Raw genomic sequence first — 18,314 nt, 5'->3', positions numbered from 1 at the left:
GGACCTCAGCGATGGTTATGTTCTTGTTCCTGGTCGTCGCGCTCGCCGTCGTGGTCGCCGCGGTGACCCTCGCGGTGGTGGGCGGCGGCGAGGGCGGTGGCCCGCTGCCGGAGGCCGCGCCCGAGCGCCTCCAGGACCCGCTCCCGCTCGACCGTCCGGTGAGCCGCGCCGACGTCGACGGCCTCCGCTTCCCCCTCGCCGCCCGCGGCTACCGCATGGCGGACGTCGACGACGCCCTCACCCGCCTCGGCGCGGAGCTCGCCGAGCGCGACGCCCGTATCGCCGACCTGGAGTCCGCCCTCGCCGGCGCCCGCGCGGGAGCCCAGGTGTCCATGGAGAAGCGCGCCGAGGAGGACCAGTGAGCGACGGCACGGCCCTCGCGGGTCCGGACGGCGTCCTGCGCTGCCCCTGGGCCCTGTCCACACCGGACTACGTGACGTACCACGACGAGGAGTGGGGCCGCGCGGTCCACGGCGACGACGCCCTGTTCGAGCGCCTCTCCCTGGAGGCCTTCCAGTCCGGCCTCTCCTGGATCACGATCCTGCGCCGCCGCCCCGGCTTCCGCGCCGCCTTCGCCGAGTTCAGGATCGAGAAGGTCGCCGCCTTCACGGACGAGGACCGCGAGCGCCTGCTGGCCGATCCGGGCATCATCCGCAACAGGGCCAAGATCGACGCCACCCTGGCCAACGCACGCGTGCTGGCGGACTGGGCCCCGGGCGACCTGGACGAGCTGATCTGGTCCCACGCCCCCGAGCCGGGCCCGGCCCCGAAGACCATCGCGGACGTCCCGGCGGTCACCGCGGAGTCGACGGCCCTGTCGAAGGCCCTGAAGAAGAAGGGCCTCCGATTCGTGGGCCCGACGACGGCGTACGCGCTGATGCAGGCCTGCGGCCTGGTGGACGACCACCTGGCGGCCTGCGGCGCCAGAACCCGCCCTTAGCGGCTTCTCGAAGCCCCTACCGCCCCTACCGCCCCAGGTACTTCGGCTTCTCCTTGTTCACGAAGGCCTGTACGGCGATGGCGTGGTCCTCGGACGCCCCCGCCCGGGTCTGGAGCTCGTCCTCCTTCTCCAGCGTCTCGGCCAGTGAGTGGGAGGAGCCGAAGGCCACCGCCTCCTTGATCGCCGCGTACGCCACCGTCGGCCCCTCGGCCAGGGCCCGGGCCACCTTCTCGGCCTCGTCCCGCAGCTCGGCACTCGGCACGACCCGGTTGGCGATGCCCAGCTCGTACGCCTCCTGAGCCTTGATGCTGCGAGGGAAGAGCAGCAGGTCAGCGGCGCGCCCGGGTCCGACGACGCGAGGCAGCGTCCAGGAGATGCCCGAGTCCGCGGTCAGCGCCACCCCGGCGAAGGACGTGTTGAAGGCGGCCGAGTCGGCCACGACCCGGTAGTCCGCGGCGAGGGCGAAGCCGAACCCCGCGCCCGCCGCGACCCCGTTCACCCCGGCCACGACCGGCTTCGCCATCTCCGTCAGCGCCCGGGCGATCGGGTTGTAGTGCTCACGCACCGTGCTCATCACCTGTCCGGACCCCTCGGCCAGCAGCCCGATGTGCTCCTTCAGGTCCTGCCCCACACAGAACGCCCGGTCACCGGCCGCGGTGAGCAGCACCGCCCGCACCGAGGAGTCCGCGCCCGCCGCCGTCACGGCCTCCCGCAGCGCGACCTTCGTCTCGATGTTCAGCGCGTTCATCGCCTCGGGACGGTTGAGCGTGATCGTCGCGAGCCCGTCGCTCACCTCGTAGAGCACGGTGTCGGCCATGGCGTATCCCCTCCGGTGTCGCGGCTGAAGTCCGCGGCCGCTGTCCGGCCGCCGCCTTGAGGACAGCATGGCGGAGATCGCCGGGAGCGCACGTGTGACCTGCGTCAAAGAAATCGAGGCCGTTTTCGTTCGGCGGACACGCGTGCGGCGGCGCAGTATCGCAGTCACATCGCCGAATTGAGTGGTTTTGCTCGCGCGCGTTGCCCAAGCGATGCCGACCGATGTTGGTCATCGGGTCCTGCGATGCGGGATAATGGCTTGGAAGCAATGTGTTCGATGCCGGTGTCGCGTGTCCCTCCGGGACCGCGCATGCCCTCCATGGGGCCGTCGGCTTTGACTATGAGCTGGTTTCAGGAAGGGGAACGAGCATGGCGGCCATGAAGCCGCGGACGGGCGACGGCCCGCTCGAGGTGACCAAGGAGGGGCGGGGCATCGTCATGCGCGTTCCGCTCGAAGGCGGCGGTCGGCTCGTCGTCGAGCTGACCCCTGACGAGGCCGACGCGCTCGGCGACGCCCTCAAGAAGGTCGTCGGCTGACGCGCAAGCGACCATACCCTTTCAGCTGCCCCGGCATCCCATGAGGTGCCGGGGCGGCTGTTTTCCCGGGTGTACGCCCTGATGGCTCAGCTGTCCCGGCCGCGTTCTGCCGGGTTCTGCCGACTCAGCGCTTGACAGCGCACAGCAGCCCGTCGCCGACCGGCAGCAGCGACGGCACCAGGTCCTGGCTCTCGCGCACCGCGCGCAGCAGCTCGCGCAGCCGCAGCACCTCGGTCGGCTGCGGGCCCGAGTCGACCGTGCGGCCGTTCGCGAAGACGCCCTCGAAGACCACCAGGCCACCCGGACGCAGCAGGCGCAACGATTCAGCGAGGTAGTCGAGGAACTCGAGCCGGTCGCCGTCGCAGAAGACGAGGTCGTAGCCGGCGTCCGCGAGCCGGGGCAGGACCTCCAGCGCCCGGCCGGGGATGAACCGGGCCCGGTTGCTGGCGAAGCCCGAGGCGCGGAAGGCCTGCCGGGCGAACTGCTGGTGCTCCGGCTCGGGGTCCACGGTGGTCAGGACGCCGTCCGGGCGCATGCCGTGCAGGAGGTGGATGCCGGAGACGCCGGTGCCGGTACCGATCTCCGCGACCGCCTTCGCGTCCACGGTGGCGGCGAGCATCCGCAGCGCGGCGCCCGTGCCGGGGGACACCGAGCGCAGGCCCGCATCACGGGCCCGGTCGCGGGCCCAGCGCAGGACGTCGTCCTCGGCGACGTAGGCGTCGGCGAACGCCCAGCTCGTCTGCCGGTTGCCGGTAATGACCCTCTCCTGTCCCCGTGGTTGCCTGGGCGTGACTGTATCCGTTGCGCCCGGGAACCCGCAGATGGGACCAGGCGTTTAGAAGGGTGGGAGACGCGAGGGGGGACACGGTTGGATCACGACGGCGGGCCGGAGGACGAGCACATGCTGACGCAGTCGCATGAGCCGTATCAGCCCAGATCAATTTCTCGTAAAACCGCTTATCCGGAGCTAACGGGCGAGGTGGCTATGGTAGGGGCTCCACTGGACACCACCAGAGCCGACAGGGGAGGTGCGGCTGCGCCTGTGGATCGGGGAGGAGTGCTGAGGCGCTTTCTCGGATCGGCGGGCAGGCCGAAATCCGTGAACGACACCGCTGCTGACCACCACGCCGACGACTACGCCCAGACCGCGACCTTCTCCACCGACGCGGACGGGCAGGCGTGGACTCCGCCCACGTGGGAGGAGATCGTCAGCACGCACAGCGGCCGCGTCTACCGCCTCGCGTATCGCCTCACCGGCAACCAGCACGACGCCGAGGACCTCACCCAGGAGGTCTTCGTCCGCGTCTTCCGCTCGCTGTCCACCTACACCCCGGGCACCTTCGAGGGCTGGCTGCACCGCATCACCACCAACCTCTTCCTGGACATGGTCCGGCGCAAGCAGCGCATCCGCTTCGACGCCCTCGGCGAGGACGCGGCCGAGCGGCTGCCCAGCCGCGAGCCGTCCCCGCAGCAGGTCTTCAACGACGCGCACTTCGACGCCGACGTCCAGCAGGCTCTCGACACCCTCGCGCCCGAGTTCCGGGCCGCGGTCGTCCTGTGCGACATCGAAGGGCTCTCCTACGAGGAGATCGCCGCGACCCTCGGCGTCAAGCTCGGCACCGTCCGGTCCCGGATCCACCGTGGCCGCTCGCAGCTGCGCAAGGCCCTGGCGCACCGCTCCCCGGAGGCCCGGGCCGAGCGCAGGTCCTTCGTGCCACGGGTGCCCGCCCTGGGGGGAGGGGGCGCGACCGCGTGACTGGATCCCGACCCGAACCCGCCGAGCGACGCCTCGCGGAGCATCATCTTGGGGACCGACTCGCCGCCCTGGTGGACGGAGAGCTCGGTCATGACACGCGCGAGCGGGTCCTCGCCCACCTGGCCACCTGCGCCAAGTGCAAGGCGGAGGCCGACGCCCAGCGCAGGCTGAAGAACGTCTTCGCGGAAGCGGCCCCGCCGCCTCCCTCCGAGAGCTTCCTGGCCCGCCTCCAGGGACTGCCGGGAGGCGACCCGGGCAGTGGCTCGGCGCTGGGCGGGGGCACGTTCGGCGGACTCTCCGATCGGCCCGGCACCGGCGCCTTCGGGGTGAAGCGGGGCGAGCGCTTCGAGTTCGGTTACGTCCCGGCCCGCCCGCACACCCCCGCGCTCGCCGGCTCCCCGGCCGGCGGCGGCTTCCGTGTGCACCCCGTGGGCCGCCCCGACGCCGACCGGCCCTCCTCGCGCGGGCTGCGGTTCGCCTTCGCCGCCGCCGGTGCGGTGTCGTTGGCGGCCATCGCGCTCGGCGGCGTCACCACCGGTGTCCCGGCCGAGACCGACGCGCGCGGCTCGGGCGCGGGCAGCAATGTGACGCCGGCGCGCAGTCAGGGCAGTGGAGCCGCCACGGTCCCCGAGAACCAGCGCCGCCGTGGCGTCGGGCCGCTGCTCGTCCAGGGCCAGGGCCAGCGGGCGCTCGGTGACACCCCGGCCGCCGCGACCTCGGTGTCCGCGCCGCTGCTGCCCGGAGTGCCCGCGCCGGGTGCCGGTCAGCTCCAGGGGTCGGCCACGCCGGTGGTGGCGGGCGCGACCGTCACGTCACCGCTCATACGCCCGCTCAGCGCGACCCCGCCGCTCACCCTGACCTCCTGGCACACCGCCCCGGAGGTCGCGACTCCAGGGCTGCTCGCCGCTCCCGTCCCCGACGCGACCGCGTCCCCGTCCGCCTCCGCCACCTCGTTCACCACCGGCCGCTGACCAGGCCTCTGCGCGGCGGCCCACGAACCTGGTTGAATCCAGGGTGGGCCGCGCCCACGGCAAGAGCCGGGCGCGGCGGCGGAGTTCGAGGAGCCGTGGCCACCGCCGATGATTCGTGCCGCGGCCGGCTGTGGGGAGAGCATGGACGAGGGGAAGCCCACGAAGGCGAAATGGTGGAGCCGTCCTCGGCTCCAGGGGCCTTCGGCCCAGACGGAGGGGGCGACGACGGAGGCGCCGCCGCCCGGACCGGCCCCGGCCCCGAACGCCGACGGTGACTTCGAACTGGAGCGGCCCCTCGCGGACGGCGCCTCCACCGAGGGCGACTACGAGCTGAGCCGGCCGACGGGACAGCCGGACCCGGCCGCCGAGGCCGGTGCCGCGCACGCCGGGGGCACCGATACGCCCTCGCCCGCCCCGGACGCCCCGGCGCCCGCCGACGAGCGCCCGCGCCCGCTGCACGACCCCGACCCCTACAGCACCCCGCCCTACGGCGAGCCCGGCCCCTGGGCCCCCGCCCCTCCGGTACAGCACCCGGCGACGACCCCGGCCCACGGCACAGCCGTACCGGCGCCCACCCCGGCCTCCGCGCCCGCCCCGGCACCGATGCCCGCCCCGGCGCCCGCGCCCACCTCGGCACCCATGCCCGCCCCGGCCCCGGGAACAGCCCCCACCCCCGGCCCTCCGGCGCCCGGCGCGCCCGCCCACGCCTCCCCGCTCCCGCCCCCGGCCCCCCTGCAAGCCGCGGCCCCCGCCCCCTGGCAGAACTACGACCCCTGGGCCCCGGGCCCCCTCACCGGTCCCCTCCAGCAGAACGGGGCCGTCGTGCCCAGCGAGGGGCAGCGGCGCAAGCGGGCCAGGAAGGCGCTGCTCGTGGGGGCGTTGCTGCTCGCGCTCGCCTCCGGGGGCGTCGGAGGCGTCGTAGGGGCGTATCTGGAGCGGAACGGCGGTGTGGGGGACGTGGAGCTGCCGCAGGCCGCCGCCGAGCCCTCCGGGCGGGCTCCGGACAGTGTCGCCGGGATCGCCGCGCGGGCGCTGCCCAGTGTGGTGACCCTGCATGTGTCCGGCGGCGAGGAGCAGGGCACCGGAACCGGCTTCGTGCTGGACGACCGGGGCCACATCCTGACCAACAACCACGTCGTGGAGCCCGCCGGTTCCGGTGGCGAGATCTCCGTGACCTTCCACAGCGGCGACACCGCCGAGGCCACCGTCGTCGGACGGGACAGCGGCTACGACCTCGCCGTGGTGAAGGTGACCGGCGTCAGCGGGCTGACCCCGATGACGCTCGGCAACTCCGACAACGTCCAGGTCGGCGACCCGGTCGTCGCCATCGGCGCCCCCTTCGACCTGGCCGGCACCGTCACCTCCGGCATCATCAGCGCCAAGGAACGGCCCATCACGGCCGGCGGCGAGAGCGGGAACGCCAGCGATGTGTCCTACGTCGACGCCCTCCAGACCGACGCGCCCATCAACCCCGGCAACTCCGGCGGGCCCCTGCTGGACGCCAAGGCCCGGGTCATCGGCATCAACTCCGCGATCCGCTCCGCCGACAGCGGCTCCGAACTGGACGGCGGACAGGCCGGTTCCATAGGGCTCGGGTTCGCCATCCCGATCAACCAGGGCAAGCGGGTGGCCGAGGAGCTGATCAACACCGGCAAGGCGACCCACCCGGTCATCGGCGTCACCCTCGACATGGACTACTCGGGCGACGGCGCCCGGGTCGGCACGAAGGGCAGCGAGGGCGGCGCGGCGGTCACCTCGGGCGGTCCCGGCGACAAGGCCGGTATCGAGCCCGGGGACGTCATCACCGCGATCGACGGCCAGCGGGTCCACTCCGGCGAGGAGCTGATCGTGAAGACCCGCGCCCACCGCCCCGGCGACCGGCTGGAGCTGACCCTCCGGCGGGACGGCGAGGAGCTCACCCTCTCGCTGGTCCTCGGTTCCTCGGACGGCGATTGACAGAAACCTCACAGGTGGGGGCGAGCACCCCCTCTCACAAGGCAAACAACCGGAAAACCCTCGATCCGCGCACACTCGGAACCGGCGGGACAGTACCGGTCGTACGGGAACGGCAGGTACCGTGGACCCGGCCCGGATCGCAAGGAGCTTCAGGTGTTCAATGACATAGGACCGCTCGAGCTGGTGACGCTCATCGTCCTCGCCGTGCTCGTCTTCGGTCCGGACAAGCTCCCGAAGGTCATCCAGGACGTGACGCGGACGATCCGCAAGATCCGCGAGTTCTCGGACAGCGCCAAGCAGGACATCCGGCAGGAACTCGGCCCGGAGTTCAAGGACTTCGAGTTCGAGGACCTCAACCCCAAGACGTTCATCCGCAAGCAGCTGGACAACGACGAACTGGGGCTCAAGGAGATCCGCAACGGCTTCGACCTGAAGAAGGAGATGGCCGAGGTCACGGACGCGGTCCACAGCCGCGACTCCGACTCCTCCTCGTCCTCCGCCTCTTCCTCGGGCGACCGCCTCGACATGACGAAGAAGCCCGACGAGCGCCCGCCCTACGACGCGGACGCCACCTGAGCCGTACGCGATACACGCGACGCACGCGTGCGTACGTGACGCGTTTCATAGCTTTCCGAGGCGCCCGAGCGGCCTGAACACGCCGCTCGGGCGCCTCGCGCGCCGGGCGGTTTCCCGGCTGCTCTCAGCGGTGTGGATATGCTGCCGAGTTGTTGTGCGGGCCGTACGCCAAAAAGCGAGGCCGCCCGAAGGGGGGCGGGCCGCCCCGGTCCGCCGAGAGCGAGGAGGCGTCCGGGCACATGGAGACGACGAGTCAGGCGGTCGCGCAGGCGCCGGCCGCGGAGGGCGGACAACAGGTCCCCTCCGCCCGGCGTACGGTCGACGGCTACCTGCTGGCGCCCTTCCCTTGGTACGGCCTCGACGAGGCGTTCACGGGACCGCGCTGGCTGATGCAGGTCGGAACGGCGGCCGACGGGGCCGTCGAGCACGGGTCGATCGGACACGGCGACGAGCCTTCGGTGCGCAACGAAGCCACGGAGGACCGGGAGAAGTTCGCGGTCGTGGTGACCGTCGCGGCCCATCCGTCCCGCCGCAGCGCCGACGGCACGGGGCTGTTGGAGGCCACGTCCGTCTCCTCGGCGGCCTGGCTGGCGGGGGTGGGGCTGCTGTCCTTCACCTGGCCCGGGCAGATGGACCACTCGCTGCGGGACGACTGGCTGGAGCAGCAGACGGAGACCGCGTGGGCGCTGGCCGACGACCTGGAAGGGTCCGAGTGGTCGACGCTTTCCCTGCCCGTCGACGGGGTGCCCACGCCCTTCCACTACCGGGAGTCCGAGTTCGGCTGGGTGCTCGCCGGGTCCACGCAGGAAGGCGTCCACGTGGGGGCGTACGGCAGAGGGATGAGCGCCTACGGGCTCGGTTTCGCCATGATCAAGGACATCGCCGAGTACGCGTGATCGCCGAGTACGCATGACGAAGGGCGCCGCACGGAAGCGGCGCCCCAGGCCTTGGTCCCGTTCTTCGGCGTAGGCCTAGAACTTGTTCTTCGGCGTGATCCCCAGGGACAGTCCCGAAAGGCCCCGCTGCCGACCGCCCAGCTTGCCGGCGATCGCGCGCAGCGCGCTGCCCGCCGGGCTGTCCGGGTCCGTCAGGACCACCGGCTTGCCCTCGTCGCCGCCCTCGCGGAGGCGGACGTCGATCGGGATGTTGCCGAGGACCGGGACCGTCGCGCCGGTGGTGCGGGTCAGGCCGTCGGCGACCGTCTGGCCGCCGCCCGTGCCGAAGACGTCGACCATCTCGCCGCAGTGCGGGCAGGGCAGCCCGGACATGTTCTCGACCACGCCGACGATCTTCTGATGGGTCTGCACGGCGATGGATCCGGCCCGCTCGGCCACCTCGGCGGCCGCCTGCTGCGGGGTCGTCACGACCAGGATCTCGGCGTTCGGCACCAGCTGGGCGACCGAGATCGCGATGTCACCGGTGCCGGGCGGCAGGTCCAGCAGCAGGACGTCCAGGTCGCCCCAGTACACGTCCGCCAGGAACTGCTGGAGCGCGCGGTGCAGCATCGGGCCGCGCCACACCACGGGCGCGTTGCCCGGCGTGAACATGCCGATGGAGATCACCTTCACGCCGTTCGCGGACGGCGGCATGATCATGTTCTCGACCTGGGTCGGGCGGCCGTCTGCGCCCAGCATGCGGGGCACGGAGTGGCCGTAGATGTCGGCGTCCACGACACCGACCTTCAGACCGTCCGCGGCCATCGCCGCCGCCAGGTTCACCGTCACCGAGGACTTGCCGACGCCGCCCTTGCCGGAGGCGACCGCGTACACACGGGTCAGCGAGCCCGGCTTGGCGAAGGGGACCTCGCGCTCGGTCTGGCCGCCGCGCAGCGCGGTCGCCAGCTCCTTGCGCTGCTCGTCGCTCATGACGTCCAGCGTGACGTCGACGCCGGTGACGCCCTCCACGCGGGAGACCGCCTCCGTGACGCGCTGCGTGATCGTGTCCCGCATCGGGCAGCCGGACACGGTCAGGTACACGGTGACCGCGACCGTTCCGTCCGCGCCGATCTCCACCGACTTGACCATCCCGAGTTCGGTGATGGGGCGGTTGATCTCGGGGTCGTTCACCGTCGACAGTGCTTCGCGCACCGCGTCTTCCGTAGCCATAAAGACGATGGTACGGCGACCCCGGGGGCCTTCGGGATGCTCTTCAGCGGTCGTCTGCGTCACGTCCGGTGGACCGTTCTGCCGGGAATACGACATGGCCGTCCGCGCGGTGGCCGTCGAGCTCCTTGAGCACGTCCTGGAGTTCGGAGCGGATCCAGTCGCGGGTGGCGACCTCGCCGAGGCCGATCCGCAGCGCGGCGATCTCCCGGGTCAGGTACTCGGTGTCCGCGATCGACCGCTCGTTCTGCTTGCGGTCCTGCTCCAGGTTGACGCGGTCGCGGTCGTCCTGCCGGTTCTGCGCGAGCAGGATCAGCGGGGCCGCGTAGGAGGCCTGGAGCGAGAGCATCAGGGTCAGGAAGATGAACGGGTACTCGTCGAACTTCAGGTCCTTCGGCGCGAACACGTTCCACAGCACCCAGACGATGATGGCGACCGTCATCCAGACGATGAACCGCCCGGTGCCGAGGAAGCGCGCGATGCGCTCCGAGAGCCGTCCGAAGGCCTCCGGGTCCCACTCGGGCAGGATCCGCCGGCGCGGCGGCCGCGGCTGGTCCAGCCGGGCGCGCGGCCGGGTCGCGGCCGTCGCCCCGGACACCGCGCGCTCGCGGCCGCCCTCGCGCTCAGGTGCCATGCGCCGCCGCCCCCTCGCCCGCGGTCTCGTCCTCGTCGAGGTGGAACTCCGTCTCCCGCCAGTCCTCGGGCAGCATGTGGTCGAGTACGTCGTCCACGGTGACCGCGCCCAGCAGCGAGCCGGACTCGTCGACGACGGGCGCCGCGACCATGTCGTAGGTGGCGAAGAACCCGGCGACCACCGGCAGCGCGGCGTCCGGGTCGAGCGCCTGGAGGTCGTCGTCGATGATCGCGCTGACCAGCGTGTACGGCGGATCGCGCAGCAGGCGCTGGAAGTGGACCGTGCCGAGGTACTTGCCGGTGGGTGTCTCGTCGGGCGGGCGGCAGACGTAGACCTGGGCGGCGAGCGCGGGGGAGAGGTCGGGGTTGCGGACCCGGGCCAGGGCGTCGGCGACGGTGGCGTCGGGCCGCAGCACGATCGGCTCGGTCGTCATCAGACCGCCGGCCGTGTGCTCCTCGTACGCCATCAGCCGCCGCATGTCGGCCGCGTCGTCGGGCTCCATCAGGCTCAGCAGCCGCTCCTGGTCGTCCTCGGGCAGCTCGGAGAGCAGGTCGGCCGCGTCGTCGGGGTCCATGGCCTCCAGGACGTCGGCGGCCCGTTCCTCCTTCAGCTTGCCGAGGATCTCGATCTGGTCGTCCTCGGGCAGTTCCTCGAGCACGTCGGCCAGGCGGTCGTCGTCGAGGGCGGCGGCGACCTCGGCGCGCCGCTTGGGGGAGAGGTGGTGCAGCACGTTGGCGAGGTCGGCGGGGCGCAACTGCTCGAAGGTGGCGAGCAGGCTCTCGGCGCCCTGGCCCTTCTCCTCCAGCGAGAACCCGGTGACGGCGGACCACTCGACGGTCAGCGACTCACCCCGGGCGCGCCGGAGCGGCCCGCTCTTGCCGCCCTTGCGGACGAACACCCGGTCGATCTCCCAGTCCCGCCGGGCCGGCAGCTGCTGCACCGACAGATCCAGGACGGTGACCTCCTCGCCGCTCTCGACGAGCGTGACCCGGCGGTCCAGCAGCTCACCGAAGACCAGCCGCTCGGTGGGCCGTTGCTCGAAGCGGCGGACGTTGAGCACGCCGGTGGTGATGACCTGGCCCGACTCGATGCTGGTCACCCGGGTCATGGGCAGGAAGATGCGGCGCCGGGTGGACAGTTCGACGACCAGACCGAGCAGCCGTGGGGGACGGCGGCCCACCCGCAGCATCACGACCAGGTCGCGGACCCGCCCCACCTGGTCGCCGTTCGGGTCGAAGGCGGCGACGCCGGACAGGTGCGAGACGAAAACCCGGGGAGTGCCCCCTGCCATGACCGCACCTCCCTGTCCGCCTTCACCTGATCTGTCCAGCTCGGATGGGCTTCAGGCTAGCCCGTCCGGATCCGGTACGCCCTGGTGAGCGGTCCGGACGGACTGGCTCCGCCGCGCTCTCCCGACCCCGGTACGCTGCCGTACGCCGGTCAGGACCCCGTCAGAAAGGCAGCGCCACCTGTGACTGCGAGCACCCGCAGGGCTGTGCTGATGAGCGCGCTGTGCGCCCTGGTCGTGACGGGCCTGACGGGATGCAGCAGCGAGGACCCCGACGCGGGGACGAACGGGGTCGGCAAGCTGTCCGCCGCCCAGATCCAGCGCAAGACGCTCACCGCCGCCGGGTCCGCCGACGCGGTGCACCTCTCGGGGAACGTGGTCACCAGCGGCCGCACCTACAAACTCGACATGCGGCTGAAGGCCGACGGCGGCATGGGCTCGGTCACCGCCGAGGGGGCGACCTTCCGGCTGCTGCGGATCGACGAGCAGCTGTTCCTGATGGCGGACGCGGACTTCTGGAGCGGCGGGGACGCGGACGCGGCGGCGGCCGCCAAACTCAACGGCAAGTACGTCAAGGTGCCCGAGGGGGACCCCTCGTACAAGAAGTTCAGCGGCTTCACGGACATGGACGTGCTGCTCGACGGGCTGCTGACCCTGCACGGCAAGGTCGAGACCGACGGCCGTCATGAGCAGTCCGGTGTCCGCACGGTCCGCATCACCGGCGACCAGGGCTCCGGCGGCTCGCTCGACGTCTCCCTGGAGGGCACGCCGTACCCCCTGCGCCTGGTCCGCGGCGGCGGCGCGGGCACGCTGACCTTCTCCTCCTGGGGCGAGAACTTCAGCCTGGAGGAGCCGAAGGAGGACGAGACGGTGGACTACGGCCAGCAGCTGCCGACGTCCTAGGCGGTCCTAGACGAGTCCTAGGCGTCCTTCTTCCGCCTGCGCCCCTTGAACAGCAGCTTCGGCAGCCCCGCGGGGATCGGGCGGCGGGTGGTCGCCGGGGACGGCAGCGGCGCCGCGGAGAGGTCGGCGTCCGGCAGCGGCGCGGTGGACCCCGTGGGCTCCAGGCGCAGCACCCGGCACTCCCGGCCCCAGCGCTCCGGCATGGCCTCGCCGTCGGGCGCGTTGAGCCGCTTGCCCTTGAGCTCGGCGACCGTCGCCTCCCACTGCTCGGATCCCGACGTCAGCTCCACGACCTTCGCCGACCAGGAGACCAGTCGGCCCCCCTTGTCCTTGCTGCGGACGGTGACCTCGGCCGCGCCGCCGTCGGAGAGCCCCGGCAGCGGCTGTTCGCCGGGCCCGTCGCCGACGACACAGGCCGCGCCGTCGTGCCACACGTGCCACAGCGCCCGGGCCGGGACCGACGGCCCCTTGACCCAGATCAGCCCGGACTTCTTCGTGGCCTCCTCGACGAGGGCCTGATCGAGCAGCTCACTTGTCATGAGCCAAGCCTAGCCAGCGCCGCTAGAGCCGCCCCTAGAGCCAGCCGTTGCGCTTGAGCGTGCGGTGGATGCCGAGACAGATGGCCACCGTCACCCCGAGCACCAGCGGGTAGCCGTACTTCCAGTGCGTCTCGGGCATGTGGTCGAAGTTCATGCCGTACACACCACAGACCATCGTCGGTACGGCGATGATCGCGGCCCACGAGGTGATCTTCCGCATGTCCTCGTTCTGCGCCACGGACGCCTGCGCGAGGTTGGCCTGGAGGATCGAGTTGAGGAGCTCGTCGAAGCCGACGACCTGCTCCTGGACGCGGGCGAGGTGGTCGGCGACGTCCCGGAAGTACTTCTGGATGTCCGGGTCGATCAGCCGCATCGGCCGCTCGCTCAGCAGCTGCATCGGCCGCAGCAGCGGCGACACCGCCCGCTTGAACTCCAGGATCTCGCGCTTGAGTTGGTAGATCCGGCCGGCGTCCGTACCGCGCGGGCTGCCCTTGCGGCCCGGCGAGAAGACGTCCGTCTCCACGTCGTCGATGTCGTCCTGGAGCGCGTCGGCGACGGCGATGTAGCCGTCCACGACATGGTCGGCGATGGCGTGCAGCACCGCCGAGGGGCCCTTGGCGAGCAACTCCGGGTCGTCCTGCAGCCGGTGCCTGAGCGCCCGCAACGACCCCTGCCCACCGTGCCGGACGGTGATGAAGAAGTCCCGGCCGGTGAAGCACATGACCTCGCCGGTCTCCACCACCTCGCTGGTGGCGGTGAGTTCGTCGTGCTCGACGTAGTGGACCGTCTTGAACACGGTGAACAGCGAGTCGTCGTAGCGCTCCAGCTTGGGCCGCTGATGGGCCTGGACGGCGTCCTCCACGGCCAGCGGGTGAAGCCCGAACTCGGCGGCGATACCGGCGAATTCGGCCTCGGTCGGCTCGTGCAGACCGATCCACACGAACCCTCCGTCGCGCCGCACATGGCGCATCGCCTCGTGCGGGCTGAGCTGCCGTCCGCTCTCGACGCGCGCGCCGTCGCGGTAGACGGCGCAGTCGACGACGGCGGAGGGCGTCGCGGGGTCACGGGTGGTGTCGTACGGACCGCTGCTGTCCAGGTGAATTCCCTTGCGCAGGGAGGGGCGGGTCGGACGGACCGCGTCACGCAGGTCACGGATCATCGACATGGCAGGCTCCTTCGCGTGCAGGCAACGAAAGGCCGCTGCGACGGGTGGAACTACCCGGAATGGGGACGTCCTGGCCTCTGATGTTTGGCACGTCCACAAAGCGGGGAGCACCGCACCGTCGCGGTGGCGAGCTTCGCTGCTGGTTCAGCTACTGCTGCTGACTGACAGATCAGGCGAAACGAAACGAAGGCTCTTCCGCGGTGAAAGGCAGGCGAGAGGTGGCAGCCGGCTAGAAGCAGAGCAGCTACGTCAGCGGCGGGAAGAGCGGGTGCTACTGCACGGGCGACTTCGATCCATTGCAGCCCCACCTCCTCCGGCCGGTCCCCCGTAGGGGAGTGTCGTCGGCGTCGGGGCCTGACCGCGACGCTTCTGCGTGCTGCCCCGAACCACCGGGCAAGAGTATCAGCCGACTGAAGTGTCAAGGCGCTGCTTTGCCCGGTACTGACGAGTTCTATGCTCGCCGCATGGCTGATGTTCTTCCTCTGGTCGAGGCTCGGTTGCGCTCCGCGCTGGGCGAACCGGACGCCCGCGCCGCGGTCACCTTCCTCGGCACGGACCAGGTCGAGGTACTGCGTTTCCACGAGGACGACATCGTCCGCTACGCCACCCTCGGCATGTCCGCGCACCCCATGACCGACCCCACCGCCATGGTCGCCGATCCCGTCAAGGGCCCCCGCGCCGAGCTGGTCCTCTCGGTCCGGGCGGGCCTCGCCGACACCGACAAGGTGCTCCGCGCCCTGGCCGTACTGGCCGCGTCCCCGCAGGTCGAGGGCGTGGTCGTGGCCCCCGGCGCCTCGCTCGACGTGGGTGAACCCCTGTGGCCCGGGGCGCCGTTCACCTCGGTCCTGGTCGCCGAGCCCGGCGGTCTGGTCGAGGATCTGGAACTGGACGACCCCATGGACCCCGTCCACTTCCTGCCGCTGCTCCCCATGACGCCGAACGAGGCCGCCTGGAAGCGTGTGCACGGCGCCCAGGCGCTCCAGGAGCGCTGGCTGACCAGCGGGACGGACCTCAGGGATCCGTCCCGCGCGTCGGTCTCACTGGCGTGAGCAAGGTCACCAATCAGCCACTGCCACAGGTCAGTTGGCAAAGACGGTGACACTGTCCTCCGTGGCGTGCTTCGGCTCCAGCTCCTCCGCCTCGGCCGTGAGCGCCTTCCGCCGTACGACGACCACGGCCGCGCCCAGGACGGCGGTGACCGCCGCCACCACGAACGGCATGTGGACGTCGGTCCACTCCTCGATCTTCGGCGCGAAGTAGGGCGCCGCGGCGGCCGCGAACCAGCGCACGAAGTTGTAGCCCGCGCTCGCCACCGGGCGGGGGGCGTCCGAGACGCCGAGCGCCAGCTCGGTGTAGACGGTGTTGTTCACCCCGATGAAGGCACCAGACAGGATCGTGCAGACGACGGCGGTGGTGTGGTCGCCGTAGCCCAGGACGAGGACGTCGGCCGCGAGCAGCACCAGCGAGCCGCCGAGCACCTTCAGCAAACCGAACCGCTTCTGCAGCCGTGGTGCCACGAGCACCGAGAAGACGGCGAGCAGCACACCCCAGGCGAAGAACACCGCGCCCGACTTGTACGGGGTCATGTTCAGCACGAACGGGGTGAAGGCCAGCACGGTGAAGAACGTGTAGTTGTAGAAGAACGACGAGACCGCGGCGGAGGCCAGGCCGCCGTGGCCGAGCGCCTTGACCGGGTCGAGCAGCGAGGTCTTCCGGGCCGGCTTGGGCTGCTCCTTCAGGAACGCCGTGATGCACAGGAAACCGACCGCCATCAGGAAGGCCGTGCCGAAGAACGGGTAGCGCCAGCTGGCGTCGCCGAGCAGGGCGCCCAGCAGCGGGCCGCAGGCCATGCCGAGGCCGAGCGCGGACTCGTAGAGCAGGATCGCCGCCGCGCTGCCGCCGGCCGCCGCGCCGACGATGACGGCGAGGGCGGTCGAGACGAAGAGGGCGTTGCCGAGGCCCCAGCCCGCACGGAAGCCGACCAGCTCGGCGACCGAGCCCGACGTGCCCGCCAGGCCCGCGAAGACCACGACGAGGGCGAGGCCGAGCAGCAGGGTCCTGCGGCCGCCGATCCGGCTGGAGACGAAGCCGGTGACCAGCATCGCCACGGCCGTGATCAGGAAGTACGAGGTGAACAGCAGGGAGACCTGGCTCGCCGAGGCGTCCAGGCCCTGGGCGATCGACGGCAGGATCGGGTCGACGAGGCCGATGCCCATGAAGGCGACGACGGACGCCCCGGCCGTCGCCCACACGGCCCTGGGCTGTCGGAGGAGACCGCCGGCTCCCGCGTCGAAGGGGTCCATGGTGAGCTCCATTCCCGGAGAGGTTCCCGGTCGAGATCGTTGGTATTTACACATGATAAGTTAGCTCGACTAATTAATGCAAGCTACATCTAGTTTCGGAGGCGGGTGCGCGGGGTCGAGCGGTTCCGTCCGGACGGGTGATCGTCCTTGACGTGGCGCAGAAGGGGTAGGACCGTGGAGCCCTATGAGGGGCGAACCCAGTTGCCCGAAGTGTGGTGGCCGGGTCAGGGCTCCCGGACTCTTCGCCGATTCCTGGCAGTGCGATGTGCACGGCACGGTGCATCCGCTGCAGCCCGTGATCCCGCCCAGCGTCGAGGCCCTCAGCGTCGTCGTGCATCGCACGCAGGTTCCGGTGTGGATGCCGTGGCCGCTGCCGGTCGGCTGGCTGTTCACGGGGGTGGCGTGTGCGGGGGACGACCGCAGCGGAGGCCGCGCGACGGCGGTCGCCTGCACCGGTCCCGGTCCGCTCGGCGGGATGGGCGAGCTGATCCTGGTGGCCGAGGAGCTGGGCGTCGGGCTCGGCGCGCGGTACGCGGGGATCGACGGGCCGGATCCGGGGCCGTACATGAACGTCGAGAAGCCGCCCCAGGCCAAGGTGCTGGCTGCGGGCCGGCCGACTCCGCTCTGGCACGTCACGGGCTCGCCCGACGACCGGGCCGTGTTCGCGGGCGAGGCGCGGGGGCTGTGGCTGTGGGCCGTGGTGTGGCCCGAGCAGACGGGCCTGCTGATGTACGACGAACTGGTGCTGACGGATCTGCGGGACGCGGGGGCGGAAGTGGACCTGGTCCCTTGCGGCGCCTTGTCACCCCGGTTGCTGGAGCCGTGAGCACGGGCGGTTCACAGCTCGTTCGTAAGAAGTGAACCCCCGTTTCGGGTGTGACAGGACCGCTTCTTTTTGCCGCTATCCTTGGCGTGTCCCCTTGCCGTCCGTCCCGTTGGAGTCCGCGCGTGCGTATCGATCTGCACACCCACTCCACCGCGTCCGACGGCACGGACACGCCCGCCGAGCTGGTGCGCAATGCCGCCGCTGCCGGGCTGGACGTCGTGGCGCTCACCGATCACGACACCACCCGTGGGTACGCCGAGGCCGTCGCCGCGCTGCCCGAGGGGCTGACGCTGGTCACCGGGGCGGAGCTGTCCTGTCGTATCGACGGGATCAGCATGCACATGCTGGCCTACCTCTTCGACCCCGAGGAGCCGGCGCTGCTCGCCGAGCGCGAGCTGGTGCGGGACGACCGGGTGCCGCGGGCCAAGGGCATGATCGCCAAGCTGAACGCGCTGGGCGTGCCGGTGACCTGGGAGCAGGTCGCGCGGATCGCCGGTGACGGCTCCGTCGGGCGCCCGCACGTCGCCTCCGCGCTGGTCGAGCTCGGGGTCGCGCCGACCGTGGGTGACGCCTTCACGCAGGACTGGCTGGCCGACGGCGGCCGGGCCTTCATGGAGAAGCACGAGACGGATCCCTTCGAGGCGATCCGGCTGATCAAGGGCGCCGGCGGAGTCGCCGTCTTCGCGCATCCGGCGGCCGCCAAGCGGGGCCGTACCGTGCCCGAGTCGGCCATCGCCGAGCTGGCCGCGGCCGGCCTCGACGGCATCGAGGTCGACCACATGGACCACGACCCGGACACCCGGGCCCGGCTGCGCGGCCTCGGCAAGGAACTCGGGCTGCTGACCACCGGCTCCAGCGACTACCACGGCAGCCGCAAGACCTGCGTCCTCGGCGAGTACACCACCGACCCCGAGGTGTACGGCGAGATCACGCGCCGCGCGACCGGCGCCTTCCCCGTCCCGGGGACCGGCGGAGCCTGAGGCCCCACCCTCGCGCTCACCC

The 18,314-nt window shown here is 71.5% G+C and carries 20 protein-coding genes; 12 read left to right on the top strand and 8 right to left on the bottom strand.

Annotated features, from left to right (window positions below):
* Positions 1-17 precede the first annotated feature (17 nt).
* Complete coding sequence (locus tag AC068Z_RS01430) at positions 18-362, top strand: DivIVA domain-containing protein (protein ID WP_478552253.1); 345 nt, start codon at positions 18-20, stop codon at positions 360-362.
* The gene (locus AC068Z_RS01425; RefSeq protein ID WP_478551187.1) at positions 359-940 is read left to right on the top strand and encodes a DNA-3-methyladenine glycosylase I; all 582 of its coding nucleotides are present in this window, start codon (positions 359-361) and stop codon (positions 938-940) included. The genes AC068Z_RS01430 and AC068Z_RS01425 overlap by 4 nt, the downstream gene beginning before the upstream one ends.
* 25 nt (positions 941-965) lie before the next feature.
* On the opposite strand, the gene chcB is transcribed toward AC068Z_RS01425, so the two are convergent.
* A complete protein-coding gene (gene chcB / locus AC068Z_RS01420) occupies positions 966-1,757 on the bottom strand; it encodes a 2-cyclohexenylcarbonyl CoA isomerase (protein WP_478551186.1) in 792 nt (263 codons plus the stop codon).
* 368 nt (positions 1,758-2,125) lie between these two features.
* On the opposite strand from chcB, the gene AC068Z_RS01415 reads away from it, so the two are divergent.
* On the top strand, positions 2,126-2,293 hold the full coding sequence (locus AC068Z_RS01415) for a DUF3117 domain-containing protein (RefSeq protein WP_003966491.1): 168 nt from the start codon (positions 2,126-2,128) through the stop codon (positions 2,291-2,293).
* A gap of 124 nt (positions 2,294-2,417) precedes the next feature.
* On the opposite strand, the gene AC068Z_RS01410 is transcribed toward AC068Z_RS01415, so the two are convergent.
* Positions 2,418-3,116, bottom strand: coding sequence for an O-methyltransferase (locus AC068Z_RS01410; RefSeq protein ID WP_478552252.1), 699 nt, complete (start codon positions 3,114-3,116; stop codon positions 2,418-2,420).
* Between the two features lie 162 nt (positions 3,117-3,278).
* Here AC068Z_RS01410 and sigE point away from each other — a divergent pair, with 162 nt between their 5' ends.
* The 5 genes from sigE to AC068Z_RS01385 all read left to right on the top strand — a co-directional run bounded on the left by sigE (position 3,279) and on the right by AC068Z_RS01385 (position 8,448).
* Entirely contained in the window at positions 3,279-4,049 is a 771-nt protein-coding gene (gene sigE, locus AC068Z_RS01405; RefSeq protein WP_451720247.1) for an RNA polymerase sigma factor SigE, read from the top strand.
* Positions 4,046-5,020, top strand: coding sequence for an anti-sigma factor family protein (locus tag AC068Z_RS01400; RefSeq protein WP_478551183.1), 975 nt, complete (start codon positions 4,046-4,048; stop codon positions 5,018-5,020). The genes sigE and AC068Z_RS01400 overlap by 4 nt, the downstream gene beginning before the upstream one ends.
* Before the next feature lie 141 nt (positions 5,021-5,161).
* Positions 5,162-6,976, top strand: coding sequence for a S1C family serine protease (locus tag AC068Z_RS01395; protein ID WP_478551181.1), 1,815 nt, complete (start codon positions 5,162-5,164; stop codon positions 6,974-6,976).
* A 153-nt stretch (positions 6,977-7,129) separates the two neighbouring features.
* The gene (locus AC068Z_RS01390; protein WP_478551179.1) at positions 7,130-7,552 is read left to right on the top strand and encodes a sec-independent translocase; all 423 of its coding nucleotides are present in this window, start codon (positions 7,130-7,132) and stop codon (positions 7,550-7,552) included.
* Positions 7,553-7,791: 239 nt separating this feature from the next.
* On the top strand, positions 7,792-8,448 hold the full coding sequence (locus tag AC068Z_RS01385) for a hypothetical protein (protein ID WP_478551177.1): 657 nt from the start codon (positions 7,792-7,794) through the stop codon (positions 8,446-8,448).
* A 75-nt stretch (positions 8,449-8,523) separates the two neighbouring features.
* On the opposite strand, the gene AC068Z_RS01380 is transcribed toward AC068Z_RS01385, so the two are convergent.
* From AC068Z_RS01380 to AC068Z_RS01370, 3 genes are read right to left on the bottom strand one after another with little or no spacing between them, the layout of a single operon-like run.
* On the bottom strand, positions 8,524-9,657 hold the full coding sequence (locus AC068Z_RS01380; RefSeq protein ID WP_478551175.1) for an Mrp/NBP35 family ATP-binding protein: 1,134 nt from the start codon (positions 9,655-9,657) through the stop codon (positions 8,524-8,526).
* Positions 9,658-9,700: 43 nt separating this feature from the next.
* The gene (locus AC068Z_RS01375; protein WP_478551173.1) at positions 9,701-10,288 is read right to left on the bottom strand and encodes a DUF1003 domain-containing protein; all 588 of its coding nucleotides are present in this window, start codon (positions 10,286-10,288) and stop codon (positions 9,701-9,703) included.
* Positions 10,278-11,579 carry a magnesium transporter MgtE N-terminal domain-containing protein gene (locus AC068Z_RS01370; RefSeq protein ID WP_478551171.1) on the bottom strand — a complete coding sequence of 434 codons (1,302 nt, stop codon included), beginning with the start codon at positions 11,577-11,579 and terminating at the stop codon, positions 10,278-10,280. Before AC068Z_RS01370 ends, AC068Z_RS01375 begins: the two co-directional genes overlap by 11 nt.
* A gap of 210 nt (positions 11,580-11,789) precedes the next feature.
* On the opposite strand from AC068Z_RS01370, the gene AC068Z_RS01365 reads away from it, so the two are divergent.
* Positions 11,790-12,479, top strand: a complete 690-nt coding sequence (locus AC068Z_RS01365; protein WP_478552250.1) for a LolA-like protein — start codon at positions 11,790-11,792, stop codon at positions 12,477-12,479.
* A gap of 17 nt (positions 12,480-12,496) precedes the next feature.
* Here AC068Z_RS01365 and AC068Z_RS01360 read toward each other — a convergent pair whose 3' ends face one another.
* Positions 12,497-13,018: a hypothetical protein gene (locus AC068Z_RS01360; RefSeq protein ID WP_478551169.1), complete on the bottom strand. Its 522-nt coding sequence runs from the start codon at positions 13,016-13,018 to the stop codon at positions 12,497-12,499.
* A gap of 34 nt (positions 13,019-13,052) precedes the next feature.
* Positions 13,053-14,183 carry a magnesium and cobalt transport protein CorA gene (locus AC068Z_RS01355; protein WP_478551167.1) on the bottom strand — a complete coding sequence of 377 codons (1,131 nt, stop codon included), beginning with the start codon at positions 14,181-14,183 and terminating at the stop codon, positions 13,053-13,055.
* 464 nt (positions 14,184-14,647) lie between these two features.
* Between AC068Z_RS01355 and AC068Z_RS01350 the strand changes: the two genes are divergently transcribed.
* Complete coding sequence (locus tag AC068Z_RS01350) at positions 14,648-15,232, top strand: suppressor of fused domain protein (RefSeq protein WP_478551166.1); 585 nt, start codon at positions 14,648-14,650, stop codon at positions 15,230-15,232.
* A gap of 30 nt (positions 15,233-15,262) precedes the next feature.
* Here AC068Z_RS01350 and AC068Z_RS01345 read toward each other — a convergent pair whose 3' ends face one another.
* The gene (locus AC068Z_RS01345; protein WP_478551165.1) at positions 15,263-16,486 is read right to left on the bottom strand and encodes an MFS transporter; all 1,224 of its coding nucleotides are present in this window, start codon (positions 16,484-16,486) and stop codon (positions 15,263-15,265) included.
* A gap of 184 nt (positions 16,487-16,670) precedes the next feature.
* On the opposite strand from AC068Z_RS01345, the gene AC068Z_RS01340 reads away from it, so the two are divergent.
* Both AC068Z_RS01340 and AC068Z_RS01335 read left to right on the top strand, forming a co-directional pair.
* The gene (locus AC068Z_RS01340; RefSeq protein WP_451720215.1) at positions 16,671-17,312 is read left to right on the top strand and encodes a DUF6758 family protein; all 642 of its coding nucleotides are present in this window, start codon (positions 16,671-16,673) and stop codon (positions 17,310-17,312) included.
* Between the two features lie 122 nt (positions 17,313-17,434).
* Positions 17,435-18,292 carry a PHP domain-containing protein gene (locus AC068Z_RS01335; protein ID WP_478551163.1) on the top strand — a complete coding sequence of 286 codons (858 nt, stop codon included), beginning with the start codon at positions 17,435-17,437 and terminating at the stop codon, positions 18,290-18,292.
* Positions 18,293-18,314 lie beyond the last annotated feature (22 nt).

The sequence above is a fragment of the Streptomyces sp. NPDC043726 genome (genome assembly GCF_056436565.1).
This window is presented reverse-complemented; position numbering and strand designations above follow the sequence as displayed.